Origin of the sequence: Variovorax sp. H27-G14 (genome assembly GCF_046156345.1) — a bacterium.
In the GTDB taxonomy this organism is placed as follows: Bacteria; Pseudomonadota; Gammaproteobacteria; order Burkholderiales; family Burkholderiaceae_C; genus Variovorax.
The window spans coordinates 26746-45351 of the sequence record NZ_JAYLVN010000018.1; the positions used below are offsets into that span (position 1 = coordinate 26746).

Sequence of the window (18606 nt, forward strand, 5' to 3'; positions counted from 1 at the left end):
CCCTGTTCAATTGAGCACGCCGAACGCGCATGCCGCACTGCCGCCCACGCTGGCGGTCTGCGCGCCGGCGTTGCCTTGCGTGGAGTTCAGCGCCTGGTTGGCCGCGCCCTGCACCTGCGTGCTGGTGCCGCCGACCACGGCCGAACCCACCGCGCCCGAGTTGGCTTGCGAGGTGCCCACCGTGGCGCCGCCGAGCGTGCCCACGGCGGTGCGTGCGTCGTTGCCCGAGGCATCCGAACGCGCGCCGGCGTTGGAAGGCGAGTTGGCCACCGTGCTGTTGTTGCCGTCGTTGCCGGTCGAGGTGGCGGAGACGTTGCAGTTGTACTGGCGCCCGATGGTCGTGTTGTAGACCGGGGCCGCGTAGTAGCCGCTTTTCTGCTTGCGGATCATGTCCTGCACCGCGGCCTGGTTGACCTTGTCGGCGCTCGACTGAAACTGCCAAGCCGCGTTCTCGCCGGCGTTGTTGGCCTGCGCCAGCGGCGCGGCGCAAGCCAGCAAAAGCACCAGCGCGCCAGGTTGCGCACGAAGGCTTGGACGGTGCCGGTGCGCTGGGGCATCGGCCGGAAAAAAGACGCGAGGCATGGCTGCTCCTTTCGAAAAACCGCACTCTGTGAAATCCAAAGTGCTACGTTTCGCGAACGGATGCTAGGGATCGCCTCCGCCTGCAGGTATCCCAAAAAACGGTGGAATTGAGGGGGGTCTACCCCGGGGTTTCAGCCACGGGATCCGGTGGCCGGCGGCCCGGCGCGGGGGTTGCGCAAGGGAGCGGCCAGGCCAAAAAAACGGGGAGCAACGGGTGGTCACTCCCCGTCACTCCCCGTCGCTCCCCGTCACTGGCCATCAGCGGCCATCACCGGCAATCTGGCCCGCTCAGTCGATCAGGCGTGCGCCTTGATCGAATCCGCCAGCGTGTTCACCAGCGTGTCGATGTGCGACTTTTCCACGATGTACGGCGGTGCAATCACCAGCACGTCGCCCGCGGCCCGCACCAGCGCGCCCTTGTGGAAGCAGTCCAGAAAGATGTCGTAGGCACGCTTGCCCGGCAGGCCCGCGATGGGCGCAAGCTCCACCGCCGCAGCAAGGCCCAGGCTGCGAATGCCGATCACGTTGGGCAGGCCCTTGAACGCGCTGTGAAACGCATCGCCCAGCACCTTGCCCATTTCGCCGGCGCGCGCGAACAGGTTCTCCTGCTTGAACAGGTCGAGCGTGGCCACGGCCGCGGCGCAGGCCACCGGGTGGCCGGAGTAGGTGTAGCCGTGAAAGAACTCGACCACGTGCTCGGGCGCGTCGGTCTTCATCATCGCGTCGTACAGCTTGTCGCGGCAGATCACGCCGCCCAGCGGAATCACGCCGTTGGTCACGCACTTGGCAAAGTTGAGCATGTCGGGCACCACGCCGTAGTAGTCCGACGCAAAGTTGGCGCCCATGCGCCCGAAGCCGGTAATCACCTCGTCGAAGATCAGCAGAATGCCGTGCTTGTCGCAGATCTCGCGCAGGCGCTTCAGGTAGCCCTTGGGCGGCAGGTACCAGCCGGCCGAACCGGCCACCGGCTCCACGATGATCGCGGCGATGTTGCTCGCGTCGTGCAGCGGCAGGATGCGCGTCTCCAGCTCCACCAGCGGGTCTTCGGCCCACACCGGCTCCTGGTTGTGAATGTAGGCATGGTTCACCGGGTCGTGAATGAAGCGCATGTGGTCCACGCGCGGCAGAAAGGCCGAGCCAAACACCTTGCGGTTGCCCGGAATGCCGCCCACCGACATGCCGCCGAAGCCCACGCCGTGGTAGCCCTTCTCGCGGCCGATGAACACGTTGCGGTGGCCTTCTCCGCGCGCGCGGTGGTAGGCCAGCGCCACCTTCATCGAGGTGTCGGCGGCCTCGGAGCCGGAGTTGCAGAACAGCACCTTGTTCAGGTCACCCGGCGCCAGCGCGGCGATGCGCTCGGCCGCCTCGAAGGCGCGGTCGTTGCTCACCTGAAAGGCGGTGGCGTAGTCCAGCGTGTCGAGCTGCTTCTTGATGGCCTCGTTGATCGGCTTGCGGTTGTGGCCCGCGCCCACGCACCACAGCGAGGAGATGCCGTCGATCACCTTCTTGCCGTCGTGCGTGGTGAACTCCATGCCGTCGGCCGCCACGAAGACGCGCGGGTCTTTTTTGAAATGGCGGTTGGGGGTGAAGGGCAACCACTGGTTGTCCATGTTGAAGTCTTGCTGGGCCATGTCTCGCTCCTGAGGGTATGGGGTCGACGAAAATCGCAATTCTGGCACCCCTGCCACAATGACGCCCCTGATGACGACCACTACGCCCACGCCCACCGCGCCCGCCTACATCCTGACCCTCTCGTGCCCCGACCGCACGGGCATCGTGCACGCCGTGTCGGGCTTCCTGCTCGAACGCGGCGCCAACATCGAAGAGGCCGCCCAGTACAACGACCATGGCACCGGCCTGTTCTTCATGCGGGTGCGGTTTGCCTGCTCGGAGCACGGTGAGGCCGCGTTGCGCGAGGCGCTCAAGACCTTCGCTGCCGGCTTCGGCATGAACCTGCAGTTGCATGCCGCGGCGCAGCCGATGAAGACGGTCATTCTGGTGAGCAAGGAAGGCCACTGCCTGAACGACCTGCTGTTCCGCTGGAAGAGCGGCCTGCTGGCCATCGACGTGCGCGCCATCATCTCGAACCACCGCGACTTCTATCAGCTGGCGGCCAGCTACAACGTGCCGTTCCATCACATCCCCATGACGGCCGCCACCAAGGCGCAGGCCGAGGCAAAGGAGCTGGAAATCATCGAGGCCGAAGGCGCCGAGCTGGTGGTGCTGGCGCGCTACATGCAGATATTGAGCAACGACATGTGCCGCCACCTGGCCGGCCGTGCCATCAACATCCACCACTCGTTCCTGCCCAGCTTCAAGGGCGCCAAGCCCTACTACCAGGCGCACGACCGGGGTGTGAAGCTCATCGGCGCCACTGCCCACTATGTGACGGCCGACCTGGACGAAGGCCCGATCATCGAGCAGGACGTGGCCCGCGCCGACCACACCGACACGGTGGAAGACCTCACGGCCCGCGGCCGCGACACCGAAAGCCAGGTGCTGGCCCGCGCGGTGAAGTGGCACAGCGAGCACCGCGTGCTGCAGAACGGCCACCGCACGGTCGTGTTCCGCTGAGCCGCTTCGCAATGCGCACCCTTCCTGCTGCTTTGGCTGCCGCCTTGATCGCCGCCGTGTCGGCATCCACCGCCATGGCGCAAGGCACCGCCCCGCTGGCGCCCGACGCGCTCTTTGCCCGTGTCGCGCCGAGCGTGTGGGTGGTGCAGGCCAGCGATGCGCAAGGCAAGGTGCTGGCCACCGGCAGCGCGGTCGCCACCGGCCCGGGCACCGCGGTCACGCGCTGCCAGGTGCTGGCCAAGGCCAGCGCCGTGTCCCTGAAGCGCGACAACGTCAGCTACGGCGCCACGCTGGAGTTTCCGGACACCGAGCGCGGGCTGTGCCAGTTGCGCATTGCCAACCTCCAAACACCGGCCATCGCCATGGTGCCTGCCAGCGCCTTGCAGGTCGGCATGCCGCTCTACATCGTGGGCGCGCCGCGCGGCAGGGAACTGACGCTGGGCATCGGCATGCTGGCCGGTGTGCGCCGCAGCGCGACGGGCGAGCTCGAGGCCCTGCAGCTTGCGTCGGCACCCGAGCCGGGCCTGGAAGGTGCCGGGCTGTTCGATGCACAAGGCCGACTGGCCGGGCTGGTGGGGCTGGTCGCCACGGCGCCTGCCGAACCCGCTGCCGCCAACCTTGCCGCGCCCGCGGCATGGATTGCCGAACTGCCAGGGCGCGGTCGGCTGGCGGTCGAGCGCATGCCCGCGCAACCCGCGACCGCGTCGCTCTCGTCGCCGATACGGCCCAGCGTCATCGAATACCGGCTGCACGACCGCCTCACCAACACCTACCGCAACGTGATCTACCGCGCCGATGCGGCCACGGCCCCGGACGATCGACTGAGCTTCAACAACGGCGGCTGGATCGAGAAACCGGGCGGCGAAGTGATCAGCGTCGCAAGCCCCATCGCCGGCGAGTTCGACACGGCCATGCCACCCGGCGGCTGGGCCAAGGAAAACCTCGAGGGAAAACGGGCCTGGAAGACGAAGTACGGCTCAGTGCTCGGCGGAATGCGCGTCAACATGGACCTCGATGCAACGGCAACGCAAGGCACCACGCTGTCGGTGGCCGGCAAGGACTACGGCGTCGTCCGGATCCAGTACCGCGGCTTCACGCAGCGCTACCCGGATTCGGGCGCCTTGAGCAGCAACCAGTACGGCCCCTACGAGGCCACTGTGTGGTTCTCACCGGCGCTGGGCCGCGTCGTGCGCTTCGAGGTGGAAACGCGCGGCGGCGTGCTGGCCAGCGGCTTCCATGTGCGCGAAACCCTCGAGCTCGTGAGCGTCCGCTGAGAGGGTTTCGCCGCGCCCGTCGTCAGTTGCGGTAGGGGTTGTTCGGGCGGCGGTCGTTGCGGTCTGGCACGCCGTCGCCGTCACGGTCCCAGCGCCCTGCGCTGTACTGCCAGCGGCCACCGTCCTGGCGCCATTCCGGCGCGCGGTAGGCATAGCCCGGACGGGCACGCACCCAGTTGCCGCCGATCCACACGTGGCGGCCACCACGCCATTCATAGTGCCCCGGTGCCCACGCATAGCCGCGGCGCGGCGGCGGCACGCGCTCGAAGCGCGGCGGGGGCGGCGCCACCTGCACCGTGACCACGGGTTGCGCCTGCGCCGCGGTGGGAACAGCCAATGCACCCACCGACAGAAGCGAAGCCGCGCCGATGGAAAGAGCCAATGCGAATGTTTTCATGAAGGTCGCCTCATGTGTTGTTGGAGGAGCCTTCATGCTGCACAGCCCATGTGAACCGCCTGTAAGCGAGGCGCGAAGTCTTGTGTAAAGCTGTTTCGCGCCTATTCCAGCAATTCGCGCAGGTCGACAGCCGCGGCCATGGCCGCATGGCCGGCCTTGTTCGGGTGCAGGTGGTCGCCCGAATCGAACAGCGGGTTCAGCGCCTGCGGGTCGGCCGGGTCGCGCAGCGCGGCATCGAAATCGACCACGCCGTCGATGTCCTGGCGCCCGCGAATCCAGCGGTTCACGTCCTCGCGCAGGGCCTCGTTGGCACCGTTCCAGTAAGGCGTGTTCTTGAACGGCGGCACCGTGCCCAGCAGCACCTTCACGCCCTTGGCGCGCGCCTGCTTGATGAGCTGCTGCAGCCCCTGGGTGATGCGCTCGGCGGTCGGCCAGTCGCGCGCCGTCAGCTCCGCGCCCGGCACACGCGCGAACACCGTGCGCCCGATGTCGTTGGTGCCCAGCAGCACGATCGCATGCGTCACGCTGCTCTGGCGCAAGGCGTCCAGCTCGAAGCGCGACAGCCCGCTGGGCCCCAGGCCGTCGGTCAGCAGGCGGTTGCCGCCGATACCGGCATTGAGCACGGCCACGTCCTGCCCGGCGGGCTGCGTGTCGCGCAGGCGCGTGGCCAGCATGTCGGGGTAGGCGCCGAAGGTGCCCTCCGAGGTGCCCGCGGTGATGGAGTCGCCGAAGGCGACCACGGTGCGCACGGGCTTGGTGGTGAGCACGTCCAGCCCGGTCATGATCTGGTTGAGCACCATCGGCGTGGGGTTCTTCAGCTTGGGCGCCGACACGGCGTTGCCCGCGGCCACCCAGGTGGTGCCTGATTCGGGCATCGACACCGTGGAGAACGGCGTGGCGCGATCGAAGAAGGCGCTCACCACCACCGTCTGCCCCGCCTGCACGGGCAGGTCGACACCGTCGCTCCACGCGTCCGCGCCCGGTGCAATGGTGAGGCTGCTGGCGCCGCCGAAGCGCAGCATGCGCAGCGTGGTGGGCGAGAAGGCGTCGGCACCGGTGCCGCGGCCCGCGCTGGCAGCGGCAATGCGCAGCGGCGTCTTGCCGAAGCGGTTGGAGAAGCGAATGCGAATGCGCTCCCCGTCCAGCGACAGCTCGACCTGCTGGCGCAGCGTTTGCCCGCGCAGGTCGGTGCCGGTGGGCAGTAAATAGCTCGCGCCGTTCGGGCTCGCGGCCATCTCGCGGAAGTCGAGCGGCGCCACGGCCCAGCTGGCCACCCAATGCGCGTCGGCGGGTTGCTTGGGCGTGTCGGTGCTGGGGATGGCCTGCACGCCGAAGGCCAGCGCCGCCAGGCAGAAAGCGGCAAGCCAATGCGCAAGGGCCACTTCGCGCAAACGATCAAGCCAAGGGGCCAGCCAACGTGAAACCGATTTCATGCACACAAAGGCACTCAGTTTAGGGAGCTCCTTTGTCCTTTGCGTGACGAGGTCTAGCGTGCGGTTACCAAGTGTCCACGTAGGGCGAGACCGGTTGCGGGGCGCGCGTGGCCGACTCCAGCCCCCGCACCAGCCAGGTGCGCGTGTCGGCCGGATCGATCACCGCGTCGATCTCCAGCGTCTGCGCCATGTGGATCGCCTCGCCGTTCGCGTACTGCTGATCGACCAGTTGCTTGAACAGCGCGTCGCGCTCGGCGCCTTCCGGCACGGCCGCGAGTTCCTTGCGAAAACCCAGTCGCACAGCACCTTCGAGGCCCATCGCACCGAACTCGCCGGTGGGCCAGGCCACGGTGAACACGGGTGCGTCGAAGCCGCCCGCCGTCATGGCCTGCGCGCCCAGGCCGTAGCCCTTGCGCAGCACCACGGCAAAGAACGGCACGCGCAGATGCGAGGCCACCATGAACATGCGGCATACGTGGCGCACCTGCGCCTGCGCCTCTATTTCAGGGCCCACCATGAAGCCGGGCGTGTCGCACAACGAAACAATTGGCAGGCCGTGCGCGTTGCACAGCTGCATGAAGCGCGCGGACTTGTCGGCCGCCTCCACGTCGATGGCGCCGCCCAGGTGGTGCGGGTTGTTGGCCATCAGGCCGACCGGCCGGCCCTCGATGCGCGCCAGCGCGGTGACGATGCCCGCGCCAAAACCCGCGCGCAGCTCCAGCAGCGAGCCGGTGTCTGCCACGCCGCGCATGGCCGCGCGCACGTCGTACACGCGCAGCCGGTTCTCGGGCACCACGTGGCGCAGCGTGCGCGGGTCGGCGCATTGCCAGTCTTTGGTCGCGCCCTGAAAGTAAGACAGGTACTGCTTGGCAGCAGCCACGGCGGCGGCTTCGTCGTCCACCAGGATGTCGATCACGCCGTTGCGCGACTGCACGCTGCTCGGGCCGATCTGCTCGGGCGCAAAGCTGCCGAGGCCACCGCCTTCGATCATCGCGGGCCCGCTCATGCCGATGTTGCTGCCCTTGGTGGCCATGATCACGTCGGCGCAGCCCAGCAGCGCGGCATTGCCCGCAAAGCAGCGCCCGTGCACGATGCCCACCACGGGCACCTTGCCCGACAGCGCAGCGAACTGGCTGAAGGTGTGGTTGTTCAGGCCCGCGACGATTGGCATGTCGGTGTCGCCCGGCCGCCCGCCGCCGCCTTCGGCGAACAGCACCACCGGCAGCTTGAGCTGGTGCGCCACCGCCAGCAGGCGGTCGGTCTTGTGGTGGTTGCGCATGCCCTGCGTGCCGGCCAGCACGGTGTAGTCGTAGGCTAGCAAGGCGCAGCGCGACGCCTCGGGGCCGAACTGCCGCGCGTTGACGCTGCCCAGCCCGGTGACCATGCCGTCGGCGGGCGTGTTGGCGATCAGGTCCTCCAGCGTGCGGCGGCGCGTTTGCGCGGCGATGGCGAGCGCGCCGTACTCGATGAAGTTGCCGGGGTCGCCGGCGGTGTCGCACAGGTCGGCGATGTTCTCGCGCGCGGTGCGCCCGCCCTGCGCGTGGCGCTTGTCGACGGCGGCCTTGCGGTTGATGTCGAGCGTGGGCGCATGGCGCTCGATGACCTTGCGCAGGTCGGGGCGGACGGCGTCGAGGTCGTGCTCGGTGCGCGCCTCGGCCTCCACGGCTTGCGCATCGACGGCTTCGAGCTGCACCAGCGACTGGCCTTCGACGAGGTAGTCGCCGGGCGCGGCCAGCAATGCGACCACGCGGCCGGCCACGGGGGCGTGCAGCAGGTGCTCCATCTTCATGGCCTCGAGCACGCCGAGCTGTGCGCCGGCGGGCAGCACGTCGCCCACCGCGACTTCGAACTGCACCAGGCGCGCGGGCATCGGAGCCTTGACTGTCAGCGCGTTCGATTCATCGTCGTCGATAAGGGCAGCTTGCGCAGCGGGCGCGGCCACCACTTTCTTGCCGTGCTTTTCAAGCAGCGCCGCAGCCGCGAGCAGGTCGCCCAGGTGCGCCTCCACGAAGCGCGTGTGCACCGCCTGCGTGGCGAACTCGGGCCGCGCCGCAATCGCGCGCAGCAAGGGCAAGTTGGTGGCGATGCCGTCGATGTGGCATTCGTCCAGCGCGCGCAGCGAGCGGCGCAGCGCGTCTTCGAACCGTGGCGACGGCGAATGCACGACGAGCTTGGCGAGCAGCGTGTCGTAGTGCGGCGAAGGCGCCAGGCCCGCATAGCCGTGCGTGTCGACCCGCACGCCGGGCCCACTCGGCAGATCGAAGCGCGCGAGCGTGCCGCCCGAAGGCCGCGCGTTGCCTTGCGCGTCGAGCGTCTCGGCATTGATGCGCCACTGCACCGCAAAGCCGCGCTGGGGCGCCGTGGCATCGGCCTGCACGCCCAGCGCGTTCAGCGTCTGGCCTGCGGCCACGTCGATCTGCAGTTGAACCAGGTCCAGCCCCGTTACCGCTTCGGTCACCGTGTGCTCGACCTGCAGGCGCGGGTTGGCCTCGATGAAGACGAAGGGCAAGGTGGGCGATGCCGCATCGACCAAGAATTCGAAGGTGCCAAGGCCCCGATAGCCCACCGTCTTCGCCATGCGCAGCGCAGCTTGGGTGACCTGCGCGCGCAGCGCCTCGGGCAACGAAGGGCTGGGCGCGATTTCCACCAGCTTCTGAAAGCGCCGCTGCAGCGTGCACTCGCGCTCGCCGAGGCTGGCCACGGCCTGGCCGTCGCCGAGCACCTGCACCTCGATGTGCCGCGCGTTGCGCATCAGCCGCTCGACATACACGCCCTCGATGCCGAAGGCCGCCTTGGCTTCGGACATGCAACGCGCATGCGCCTCGGGCAGCTCGTCGGCATTCAGCACCGCGCGCATGCCGCGCCCGCCACCGCCGCCGATGGCCTTGACCATCACGCCCGCGCCCTGCGCATGCTGTTCGGCGAAGAAGGCCTGCGCCTGCGCGAGCGTGACCGCGCCCGCGCTGCCCGGCATCACCGGCACGTCGCATTGCGCGGCCAGCGCGCGGGCGCGCGCCTTGTCGCCGAACAGGCCGAGCTGCTCGGGCGTCGGGCCGATGAAGACGAGGCCGGCGTCCGCGCAGGCCTGTGCGAAGTCGGCACGCTCGCTGAGAAAGCCGTAGCCGGGGTGCACTGCGTCGCACCCTTGTGCCTTGGCCACCGCGATCAGCGCGGCCATGTCGAGGTAGGCGGAAGGGCCGGTCGCATCGAGCGCGACGGCGGTGTCGGCCAGTTGCACATGCAGCGCCGCCGCGTCGTCGCGCGCATGCACCGCCACGCTGGCAATGCCCAGGTCGCGCAGGGCGCGCACCAGGCGAACGGCAATCTCGCCGCGGTTGGCAATCAGAACTTTGGAAAACACGGGTGGGAACCTTTCAGGCCTTGTCCTTGAGCAGGCGGCGCAGCACCTTGCCCGCGCCGGTGGTCGGCAATGCATCGATGAAGCTCACGGCGCGTGGCGCCTTGTAGCTCGCCATGTTGTCGCGCGCCCAGGCCACCAGCGCGTCGGCCTCCAGCGTGGCGCCGGGCTTGCGCACGATGAAGGCCTTGACGACCTCGCCCTTGTCGGGGTCGGGCAGCGCAATGACCGCGGCCTGCGCCACGGCCGGGTGCTTGATGAGGATGGTCTCGACCTCTTCGGGGAACACGCTGTAGCCCGACACCTTGATCATTTCCTTGAAGCGGCCGATGAACGTGAGGTAGCCGTCGGCATCGAGCTTGCCCATGTCGCCGGTGTGCACCCAGCCGTTGCGCAGCGTGGCGGCGGTGGCCTCGGGCTTGTTCCAGTAGCCCTTGAAAGTGCCCTTGCTGGTCAGCACGATCTCGCCGACCTCGCCCACGGGCATGTCGGCCTGGGTGTCGGCATCGACGATGCGGATGGTCACGCCCGGCACCGGAATGCCCTGCGTGCCCCAGCGCGGCGCGTGGTGCGGCGTGTAGGTGTCGCAGGTATGGGTTTCGCTCAGGCCGTAGGCGGCCTCGAACGACGTGCAATTGGGTGCGTGCGAGCGCCATTGCTGCGCCAGCGGCTCGGTGAAGGTGATGCCGAAGCTGGTCACCGGGTTCATCTTCAGGCTCGACAGGTCGAAGCCCGCGATGTCGCTCACCTGCATGCAGGCCACGTTCATCGGCGCGATGCTGTACCACCAGCTCACCTTGCAGGTGGCAATGGCCTGCAGCACAGCGCGCGGGTCGAAGCGGTGCAGCAGCACCGACGTGGCACCGCTCAACACGGGCACGTTCACGCCCATCAGCATGCCGGCGATGTGATACAGCGGCGCGATGGACAGCAGCACGTCAGAGGAGCCCACGCCGTTGCAGTCGGCTGCTGCGCGCGTCTTGAAGAGCGCGTTGCCGTAGCTCAGCATCGCGCCCTTGGGCAGGCCGGTGGTGCCCGAGGTGTAGGTCATGAGCGCGATGTCGTCCATGCCGATGGCCACGGGCAGCGGCCTGGCGTTCGACTGCATCACCGCGAGAAAGTCTTCGCAGCCGTCTGCCACGGCACGTTCTGCATCGCGCTCCGCGGCGAGTTCGGCGGGCAGGTCGATCGACGACTGCGTGGGCGAGGGCTGCGTGGGCAGCAAGTCGGCGTAGTGCACCACGAACACATGCGCGAGCGCGCTCTCCGGCTGCACCTTGCGTACCACCGGCAGCAGAGATGCGGCCGCCACGATCACGCGGGCCTTCAGGTCGTTGACCTGGTAGGCCAGCTCGTGCTCCTTGTTGAGCGGCCCGCTCGGGCAGACGATGGCGCCGATCTTCTGGATGCCGAAGTGCGCCACCAGGTACTGCGGGCAGTTGTTCAGGAACAGCACCACGGGCTCGCCCTTGGCCACGCCCAGCGCCTGCAGCCGCGCGGCGAAGGCGTCGCTGGCGCGGTCGAGCTCGGCCCAGCTCATCGCGTGGCCGTACCAGATGCAGGCGGCGCTGTCGCCGCGCTCGCGCGCATGGGTGCGCAGGTACTCGTGCAGCGGCTGCTCCGGGCGATGGGGCAGTTCACGCAAGTTAGGCACGGCGGGCTCGTTTGTCTCCATGGCGTCACTTTCTCAGGGTTATCGATAGCCGCCCGCGCAGGGCGGGCGCTTGCCAATGCTTCATGGTGCACGAACAATCCTACCCATGGGTATAACTTCCGCGACACGGCACAAACCCTCTGGCGAACAGAGCGACACCACGGCGCAGCCGCACCTTCCACATCTGCCGCAAGGCACCGGCCGCCAGCGCGCAGCCACGCAAAGCACCGACGTGCAACGCGAGCGCATCCTGCAGGCGGCCGCGCAGCTCTTTGCGGCCCAGGGCTATGCCAACACCACCATGGCGCAGATCGTGCGCGCGCTGGGCGTCACCAAGCCCTTCGTGTACTACTACTTCCGGGACAAGCAGGAGATCTTCGAAACGCTCTCATGGCGCCCCGCGGTCGACTGCTTCACCGCGCTCGACTTCGCGGCCACCGACCCGCGCCGCGCCAGCGAGAAGGTGCTCCAGGGCATCGAGGGACTGATTCGCGCGACCATCACGCACCACCCCTGCGCCTTCTTCCCGTACCGGGAGCCGCAGGTATACCGCCCCGAATACCTGGCGGCGCAGAAGAAGCTGGCGCACCACTTCTACGAGCTGCTGTGCCCGCTGCTCGAAGAGGCGCGGCGCGACGGCGACCTCGACTTTGCCGAGACCAAGATCACCGCGCTGGCGGCCTGCAGCCTGCCGGGCTTTCTGTACAGCTGGTACCGCCCGGGCGGACGGCTGTCGCCCGACGAGGTGGTGGCCGAACTGACAAAGCTCGCCAGCCGCGTGATCGGCCTGCAAGCGAAGACCTGACAACCATCCCTGGAGACACCCCATGAAGTTCAAGACAGCGCCATCGGCCCGATGGGCGCGGACAGCCCTTGCCTCTTTGCTTTGCATCGCGGGCGCGGCGCATGCGCAAGCACAAGCACAAGCCCAAGCCCCGCAGCAGACCTACAAGATCGCCTACATCGATCCGCTGTCGGGCCCGTTCGCCAACGTGGGCGAGCTGATGCTCATGCACACGCAGTACGCCATCGAGGACATCAACGCCAAGGGTGGTGTGCTCGGCGGCACCAAGCTGCAGTTGCTGCAGTTCGACAGCAAGCTCTCGGCGCAGGAGAGCCAGAGTGCGCTGCAGGCGGCCATCGACCAGGGTGCGAAGGCCATCGTGACGGGCGGCTCGGGCTCGTCGGTGGTCACGGCGCTGGTGCAGTCGGTGGCGCGATGGAACCAGCGCAACCCGGGCAAGGAGCTGATGGTGCTGAACCATTCGTCGATCGACCCGGAGATGACGGGCAAGGCCTGCAGCTTCTGGCACTTTCAGACGGAGGCGAACACGGCGATGAAGATGAAGGCGCTGGCCAACTACATCAAGAAGACGCCGGACGTGAAGAAGGTCTACCTGCTGAACCAGGACTATGCGCACGGCAAGCAGTGGGCGAGCTATGGCCGTCAACTGGTGGGCCTGGCGCGCCCCGACATTCAGTTCGTGGGCGAGGCGCTGCACCCGATCGGCCGCGTGAAAGACTTCGCGCCTTACGTGGCCAACATCAAGCAGAGCGGCGCGGACTCGGTCATTACCGGCAACTGGGGTCAGGACATGACGCTGCTGTTGAAGGCCGCGGGGGATGCGGGTTACAAGCTGCGTTATTTCAACCACAGCGCGGGGTCGATCCCGGGCACGGTCACCGCGGTGTCGCAGGCCAAGCTGGGTGAGTTGACGTGGGTGGCGGAGTGGCATCCGGGCGAGGCGGACACGCCGAAGGTGGACGCACTGGCGAAGGCCTACAAGGCCAAGACGGGCAAGGACTTTCTGGCGCCGCGCATCGACATGACGCCGCGTCTGTTGGCGGCGGCCATCAACAAGGCGGGCAGTGTCGACACGATCAAGGTGGCGCGGGCGCTCGAGGACCTGACTTTCGACTCGGTGGTGGGGCCGGTGCGCATGCGCGGTGAAGACCATCAGCTGCTGTTGCCGCAGGTGGTGAACACCATTGCGCCGGTGGACGGCAAGACGGTGAAGGTCGGCTGGGAGGGCACCAACTACGGCTTTCGTACCGATGCTGTGTACACGGGCAACGAACTGGCGCAGGGTACGGATTGCAAGATGGTTCGGCCCTGAGTTCTTGGCTGTTGTTCAAGGCGCTGTTGTTCAGGGCGCGTGCACAGGCCGCCGGGTACTCCCCTCCGCGAATGTCCCCCGGGGCTGCGCCCCTCCTCCTTTATTTCGCTGCGGGGAGCACCCGACGCCCTGTGCACCTGGGCACGCTCTGCGGTGATCGCGCGATCAACCACCGCTCCGAATAACGCTCAGGAGGGTGGGGTGCCTTGCGCAGCGAAATAAAGGAGGAGCGAAGCGGGGGACATTCGCGGAGCAAGGCACCCCGCCCTCCTGAGCGCGCCCTGAACGTCGCCCCTGAACATCGCCCTGAACAAACGACCCCGCCAAGAAAGCTAAGGGAATCCCCGCCCTGCCCACTGCCGTGCCATCTGGATACTCCGGTTGTTCCACCCCGGACATCCGAAGCGGGTCCATCCCAAAGAGGCACAACACCCCATGGCAGGCAAAAACTCGCTCTACCCGATTCCGCATCCGGCGAAGAAACCCTTCGTCGGCAACCTGCTGTCCATCGGGTCCGACTCCCCCGTGCTCGACATGTGGAAGATCGCGAAAGAACTCGGGGGCATCTACTGGCTCGACATGCCGGGCATGCCCGTGATCGTGGTGTCCTCGCCGGCGCTGGTCGACGAGCTGTGCGAAGAACCGCGCTTCGACAAGAGCACACGCGGCGCACTGCGCCGGCTGCGCGCCGCCTCGCACGGCCTGTTCACCTCCGACACGCACGAAGAAACCTGGTCGAAGCCGCACAACATTTTGCTGGCCAACTTCAGCCAGCGCGCCATGCAGGCCTACCACCCGATGATGCTGGACATCGCGGGCCAGCTGGTCACCAAGTGGGAGCGGCTCAACTTCGACGAAGAGGTGGACGTGGTGCGCGACATGACCGCGCTCACGCTCGACACCATCGGCCTGTGCGGCTTTGGCTACCGCTTCAACTCGTTCTACCGCGAAGGCTTTCACCCCTTCGTCGACGCCATGGTGCGCACACTGGAAACGGTGCAGAACCGCCGCGGCCTGCCGCTCGAAGAGTTCATGCTGAAGAAAGAGCTGGCGCAGCAGCGCAAGGACATCCGCTACATGCACAAGATGGTGGAAGACATCATCGCGGAGCGGCGCGCGAGCGGTGCCGACATTGCCACCAAGCCCGACCTGCTGAGCTACATGATCGCGGGCGTGGACAAGAAGAGCGGCGAGCAACTCACCGACAAGATGATCCGCGACGAGTGCATCGAATTCCTCATCGCGGGGCACGAGACCACCAGCGGACTGCTCTCGTTCGCCATCTACTTCCTGCTGAACAACCCCGAGGCGCTGGCCAAGGCACAGGCCGAGGTCGACAACGTGTTCGGCCCCGACACCACGCAAAAGCCCACCTACGCGCAGGTCAACCGGCTGCAGTACGTGATGCAGGTGCTGAAGGAGTCGCTGCGCATGTTTCCCACCGCGCCGGCCATTTCGATGCGCGCCAAGGAAGACACGACCATCGGCGGGCAGTACACGATCAAGAAGAACAACATGGTCATCATGCATGCGCTGGCGCTGCATCGAGACAAGGGCATCTGGGGCGAGAACGCCGACCAGTTCAACCCCGACAACTTCACGCGCGAGGCCGAGCGCGAGCGGCCGGTGAACGCCTTCAAGCCCTTCGGCAACGGACAGCGCGCCTGCATCGGGCGGCAGTTTGCGCTGCAGGAGGCGGTGCTCACGCTGGGCATGATCCTGCAGCGCTTCAACCTGGTGGACCACACGGGCTACCAGCTGAAGATCAAGGAGGCGCTCACCATCAAGCCCGAGGGCTTGAAGATCAAGGCGCTGCTGCGCGACCCGGCCACGCGCCCCCGCGGCAACATGACCGACGCCGCCGCTGCGCCCGTGCAGCCGATGCCCACCGCGCAGCGCAAGCCGCAGGCCGCGCGCCACGGCACCTCGCTGCTGGTGCTGCAGGGCTCCAACCTGGGCACGGCCGAAGACCTGGCGCGGCAGTTGGCGCAGGCCGGTGAAATGCGCGGCTTCTCCGTGCAACTGGCCTCGCTGGACGACTACGCCGAGCGGCTGCCGGCCAACGGCGCGGTGGCCATCGTGTGCGCCTCTTACAACGGCGTGGCGCCGGACAACGCGGCGCAGTTCCATCGCTGGCTCGACAAGGCCGACGACGCGCTCAACGGCGTGCGCTTCAGCGTGTTCGGCTGCGGCAACACCGACTGGGCCGCCACCTACCAGGCGGTGCCCCGGCGCATCGACGAGCGGCTAGAAGCACTGGGCGCCACGCGCGTGCACACGCGCGGCGAAGGCGATGCACGCGAGGACATGGACGGCTCCTTTCAGGACTGGAGCGACGCGCTCTGGCCCGAGCTGGTGAAGGCCTTCGACATCAAGACCGGCGCCGACACGCCCACGCAAAGCGAGCCGCTCTACACGCTGGAAGAACTGCCGCCGCCGCAGAAGAACGCGATCGTCGATGCGCTGGGCGCGGTGGCGCTGCGGGTCATCGAGAACCGCGAGCTGCAAGCGGGAAACGATGAAGAAGCCGGCCGCTCCACGCGCCATGTGGAGCTGATGCTGCCCGAGGGCCTGATCTACCGCGCCGGCGATCACCTGAGCGTGGTGCCGCGCAACAGCCCGAGGCAGGTCGAGCGTGCGATGGCGCGCTTCGGCTTCGACCGCGCGGCCCATGTGCGACTGCATGCGGGCGCGGGGCGCAAGGCGGCGCTGCCAGTGGAACAGGTGATTGCGGTCGACCGCCTGCTGGGCGACTACGTCGAGCTGCAGGACGTGGCCACGCGCAAGGAAATCGCCACGCTCGCGGCGTACACCGAATGCCCGTTCACCAAGCCCAAGCTCGCGGCGCTGTCGGGCAGTGACGAGGCCTCGCAAGCCAGGTACAAGGCCGAGGTGCTGCACAAGCGCAAGTCGGTGCTCGACCTGCTGGAAGAATTCCCCGCCTGCCAGGTGCCGTTCGCCGTGTTCCTGGAAATGCTGTCACCGCTGTCGCCGCGCTACTACTCGATCTCTTCCTCACCGACCATGACGCCGGGCAAGTGCAGCGTGACGGTGGGCGTGGTGAGCGGGCCGGCCAAATCGGGCATCGGCACGTTCGAGGGCGTGTGCTCCAACTTTCTGGCGCGCGCCGAGGCGGGCGACACGGTGCACGGCGTGGTGCGCGAGACCACGGCAGAAGGCTTCCGGCTGCCGGACGACGCGGGCCGCCCGCTGATCATGGTCGGGCCGGGCACGGGCCTGGCGCCGTTTCGGGGGTTCCTGCAGGAGCGCGCGGCGCAGGTGGAGGCAGGCCAGGCCATCGGCGAGGCGTTGCTGTTCTTCGGCTGCCGCCACCCGGAGCAAGACTTCATCTACGCCGACGAACTGCAGGCCTGGGCGCACCGTGGCGTGATGAAGCTGCACACCGCGTTCTCGCGCGCGGGCGAGCGCAAGGTGTATGTGCAGGACCTGATCCGCGAGCAGGCCGCCGAGGTGTGGAAGCTGCTGGAGGCCGGCGCCGTGGTGTACGTGTGCGGCGACGGCTCGCGCATGGAGCCCGATGTGCGTCGCACGCTGAGCGACCTGGCGCGTGAACACGGGCACGACAGCACCGCGTGGATAAACAAAATGATCGCCGACCAGCGCTACGTGCTCGACGTGTGGGCGAGCAGCTGAAAAAAAAGCCGGCGGTTGCCGGCTTCTTTCGTTGTGGGTGCGGGTCAAGCCGATCACATGTCGCGGTCAGGGTCCGGATAGACCAGCGGTCCCAGCAATCCACGATTGAACGGCTTCCACTGCCCTTCGGCTTGCGCGAGCCGGTCGGCCACCGCATAAAGCACGGCGGGGTGCCCGCCCAGGCCCAGGTGGCTTGCCACCACCTCGATGTTCTCCGATTGCGGGCCGGTCTTCTCGATGCTGCAGCGCCACGCCACCACGCCGTCGGTGCGGCTGAAGATGGAGGTGGTCGGCACCGGCGGCGTGGGCTGCACGAACTTCATGCGGCGCGGGTCGTGCGCGCTCTGCCCGCTCACGCCTTCGTACACACGCCATGCGTTGGTGGCGCGCGGGCTGCCGGAGAACGGGCTGCCCAGCGTGATGACGTTGCGGATCATCGGCGCATACGACGACGCCAGCAGCCGCGCATACACGCCGCCCAGGCTCCAGCCGATGACGCTGACCTTCTCGCCGTTCTTGTCGTGCAGCGTCTTCAGCAGCTCGACCATGCCGTCTTCCACGCCCTCGCGCGGACCCAGGTTGCGGCCCAGGCCCCAACCGTGCGCGTCGTAACCGCGGCTGCACAGATAGCGGCGCAGCAGCAGCGTGGAGCCGTCGCCGGCCACCAGACCGGGCAGCACCAGCACCGGGTGCCCGTCGCCGCGCGGCGTGAGCTGCAGCAGCGGCCACATGGCGATGCCGGCGCCCGTTTCCCAGAGCGCGCGAGCTTCGGCCAGCAGCAGCAGGCGAGACGGTGGCGCGATGGTGTCCTTGGCGTGGGTGGCGATCGTCATGGTGGTTGGCTCCTGGTCGGTTTTTATCTTCTTCATTGCAAACTTGGGGCTGTGGCAGCCAATGCCCCGTCGGACAACGTCGTCATTTATCCGAGGTATTTGCCCCTCAGGTAATCGAGGTAAGCCCTCGATTCGCTGGAAACATACGGCGACACAAGGGTGAGCGTATAGAAGGCCGCCAGACCGGGGTCAGCCTGCGCCAGCGCGTCGCGCCTCGGCACGAGCCGCTCGAACGACAGCCAGCAGGTGGTGGTGAACACCATCTGCAGCGCCAGGATGCGCGCCTGCTCCGCGCTGGTCTCGATCACGCCGGACGCCACCAGCCCTTCGCACAGCGTTTGCGCGGCCAGCAGGTTCTGCGCGGTGAGGGCCTGCGCGCGCTGGCCCAGTGCGGGGTATTCGCTGGCCAGGAAGGCCATGTCGCGGTAGATGAAGCGGTACGCGTCGATGGCCTCGAAGCGCAGGTGCAGCGCCAGCCACAGGTCGTCGATGGCGGCAATGGAGGCCGACGAGCCGTTCAGCGCTTCCAGCCGCTGCTCGAAGCGCCGGAAAAGCCACTCGACGATCAGCTGCTTGGCCTTGAAGTGGTAGTGCAGGTTGCCCGGGCTGATGCCCAGCTCGGCCGCGATCTTGTGAGTCGACACGGCCGCCAGGCCTTGCGCATTGAACAGCGCGAGGCTGGCCTGCAGGATGCGGTCGCGCGTGGTGTTGGAACTGGCCACAACGGCTT

13 protein-coding genes are annotated in these 18606 nt (G+C 67.7%); 5 read left to right on the forward strand and 8 right to left on the reverse strand.

Features of this window, described 5'->3' with window-relative positions; translation table 11 throughout:
* Positions 1-6: 6 nt before the first annotated feature.
* Both VLK31_RS28770 and VLK31_RS28775 read right to left on the reverse strand, forming a co-directional pair.
* Positions 7-582, reverse strand: coding sequence for a hypothetical protein (locus tag VLK31_RS28770; RefSeq protein ID WP_409171898.1), 576 nt, complete (start codon positions 580-582; stop codon positions 7-9).
* A 296-nt stretch (positions 583-878) separates the two neighbouring features.
* Positions 879-2213, reverse strand: a complete 1335-nt coding sequence (locus VLK31_RS28775; protein ID WP_409171899.1) for an aminotransferase class III-fold pyridoxal phosphate-dependent enzyme — start codon at positions 2211-2213, stop codon at positions 879-881.
* Between the two features lie 70 nt (positions 2214-2283).
* Between VLK31_RS28775 and purU the strand changes: the two genes are divergently transcribed.
* Both purU and VLK31_RS28785 read left to right on the forward strand, forming a co-directional pair.
* Complete coding sequence (gene purU, locus VLK31_RS28780; RefSeq protein ID WP_409171900.1) at positions 2284-3156, forward strand: formyltetrahydrofolate deformylase; 873 nt, start codon at positions 2284-2286, stop codon at positions 3154-3156.
* 11 nt (positions 3157-3167) lie between these two features.
* Positions 3168-4430, forward strand: a complete 1263-nt coding sequence (locus VLK31_RS28785; RefSeq protein ID WP_409171901.1) for a serine protease — start codon at positions 3168-3170, stop codon at positions 4428-4430.
* Positions 4431-4452: 22 nt separating this feature from the next.
* Here VLK31_RS28785 and VLK31_RS28790 read toward each other — a convergent pair whose 3' ends face one another.
* The 4 genes from VLK31_RS28790 to VLK31_RS28805 all read right to left on the reverse strand — a co-directional run bounded on the left by VLK31_RS28790 (position 4453) and on the right by VLK31_RS28805 (position 11293).
* Positions 4453-4827 carry a YXWGXW repeat-containing protein gene (locus VLK31_RS28790; protein ID WP_409171902.1) on the reverse strand — a complete coding sequence of 125 codons (375 nt, stop codon included), beginning with the start codon at positions 4825-4827 and terminating at the stop codon, positions 4453-4455.
* Positions 4828-4928: 101 nt separating this feature from the next.
* Positions 4929-6209, reverse strand: coding sequence for an SGNH/GDSL hydrolase family protein (locus VLK31_RS28795; RefSeq protein ID WP_409171903.1), 1281 nt, complete (start codon positions 6207-6209; stop codon positions 4929-4931).
* 115 nt (positions 6210-6324) lie between these two features.
* The gene (locus VLK31_RS28800; protein ID WP_409171904.1) at positions 6325-9621 is read right to left on the reverse strand and encodes a carboxyl transferase domain-containing protein; all 3297 of its coding nucleotides are present in this window, start codon (positions 9619-9621) and stop codon (positions 6325-6327) included.
* Between the two features lie 13 nt (positions 9622-9634).
* A complete protein-coding gene (locus VLK31_RS28805; protein WP_409171905.1) occupies positions 9635-11293 on the reverse strand; it encodes an AMP-binding protein in 1659 nt (552 codons plus the stop codon).
* 85 nt (positions 11294-11378) lie between these two features.
* On the opposite strand from VLK31_RS28805, the gene VLK31_RS28810 reads away from it, so the two are divergent.
* The 3 genes from VLK31_RS28810 (at position 11379) to VLK31_RS28820 (ending at position 17043) form a co-directional block, all read left to right on the forward strand.
* Positions 11379-12077, forward strand: a complete 699-nt coding sequence (locus tag VLK31_RS28810; RefSeq protein ID WP_409171907.1) for a TetR/AcrR family transcriptional regulator — start codon at positions 11379-11381, stop codon at positions 12075-12077.
* Between the two features lie 22 nt (positions 12078-12099).
* Positions 12100-13389, forward strand: coding sequence for a branched-chain amino acid ABC transporter substrate-binding protein (locus VLK31_RS28815; protein ID WP_409171908.1), 1290 nt, complete (start codon positions 12100-12102; stop codon positions 13387-13389).
* A 435-nt stretch (positions 13390-13824) separates the two neighbouring features.
* On the forward strand, positions 13825-17043 hold the full coding sequence (locus VLK31_RS28820; RefSeq protein WP_409171909.1) for a bifunctional cytochrome P450/NADPH--P450 reductase: 3219 nt from the start codon (positions 13825-13827) through the stop codon (positions 17041-17043).
* A gap of 53 nt (positions 17044-17096) precedes the next feature.
* Here the strand turns inward: VLK31_RS28820 and VLK31_RS28825 are convergent, their stop codons facing one another.
* Positions 17097-17876, reverse strand: coding sequence for an esterase/lipase family protein (locus VLK31_RS28825; protein ID WP_409171910.1), 780 nt, complete (start codon positions 17874-17876; stop codon positions 17097-17099).
* A gap of 86 nt (positions 17877-17962) precedes the next feature.
* Positions 17963-18598, reverse strand: coding sequence for a TetR/AcrR family transcriptional regulator (locus VLK31_RS28830; protein ID WP_409171911.1), 636 nt, complete (start codon positions 18596-18598; stop codon positions 17963-17965).
* Positions 18599-18606 lie beyond the last annotated feature (8 nt).

Coding starts and splice junctions, on each gene's coding strand:
- VLK31_RS28805 (WP_409171905.1), bottom strand. CDS start 11,293: ATGGAGACAAACGAGCCCGCCGTGCCTAACTTGCGTGAACTGCCCCAT.
- VLK31_RS28790 (WP_409171902.1), bottom strand. CDS start 4,827: ATGAAAACATTCGCATTGGCTCTTTCCATCGGCGCGGCTTCGCTTCTG.
- VLK31_RS28770 (WP_409171898.1), bottom strand. CDS start 582: ATGCCTCGCGTCTTTTTTCCGGCCGATGCCCCAGCGCACCGGCACCGT.
- purU (WP_409171900.1), top strand. CDS start 2,284: ATGACGACCACTACGCCCACGCCCACCGCGCCCGCCTACATCCTGACC.
- VLK31_RS28820 (WP_409171909.1), top strand. CDS start 13,825: ATGGCAGGCAAAAACTCGCTCTACCCGATTCCGCATCCGGCGAAGAAA.
- VLK31_RS28810 (WP_409171907.1), top strand. CDS start 11,379: ATGGGTATAACTTCCGCGACACGGCACAAACCCTCTGGCGAACAGAGC.
- VLK31_RS28775 (WP_409171899.1), bottom strand. CDS start 2,213: ATGGCCCAGCAAGACTTCAACATGGACAACCAGTGGTTGCCCTTCACC.
- VLK31_RS28785 (WP_409171901.1), top strand. CDS start 3,168: ATGCGCACCCTTCCTGCTGCTTTGGCTGCCGCCTTGATCGCCGCCGTG.
- VLK31_RS28825 (WP_409171910.1), bottom strand. CDS start 17,876: ATGACGATCGCCACCCACGCCAAGGACACCATCGCGCCACCGTCTCGC.
- VLK31_RS28815 (WP_409171908.1), top strand. CDS start 12,100: ATGAAGTTCAAGACAGCGCCATCGGCCCGATGGGCGCGGACAGCCCTT.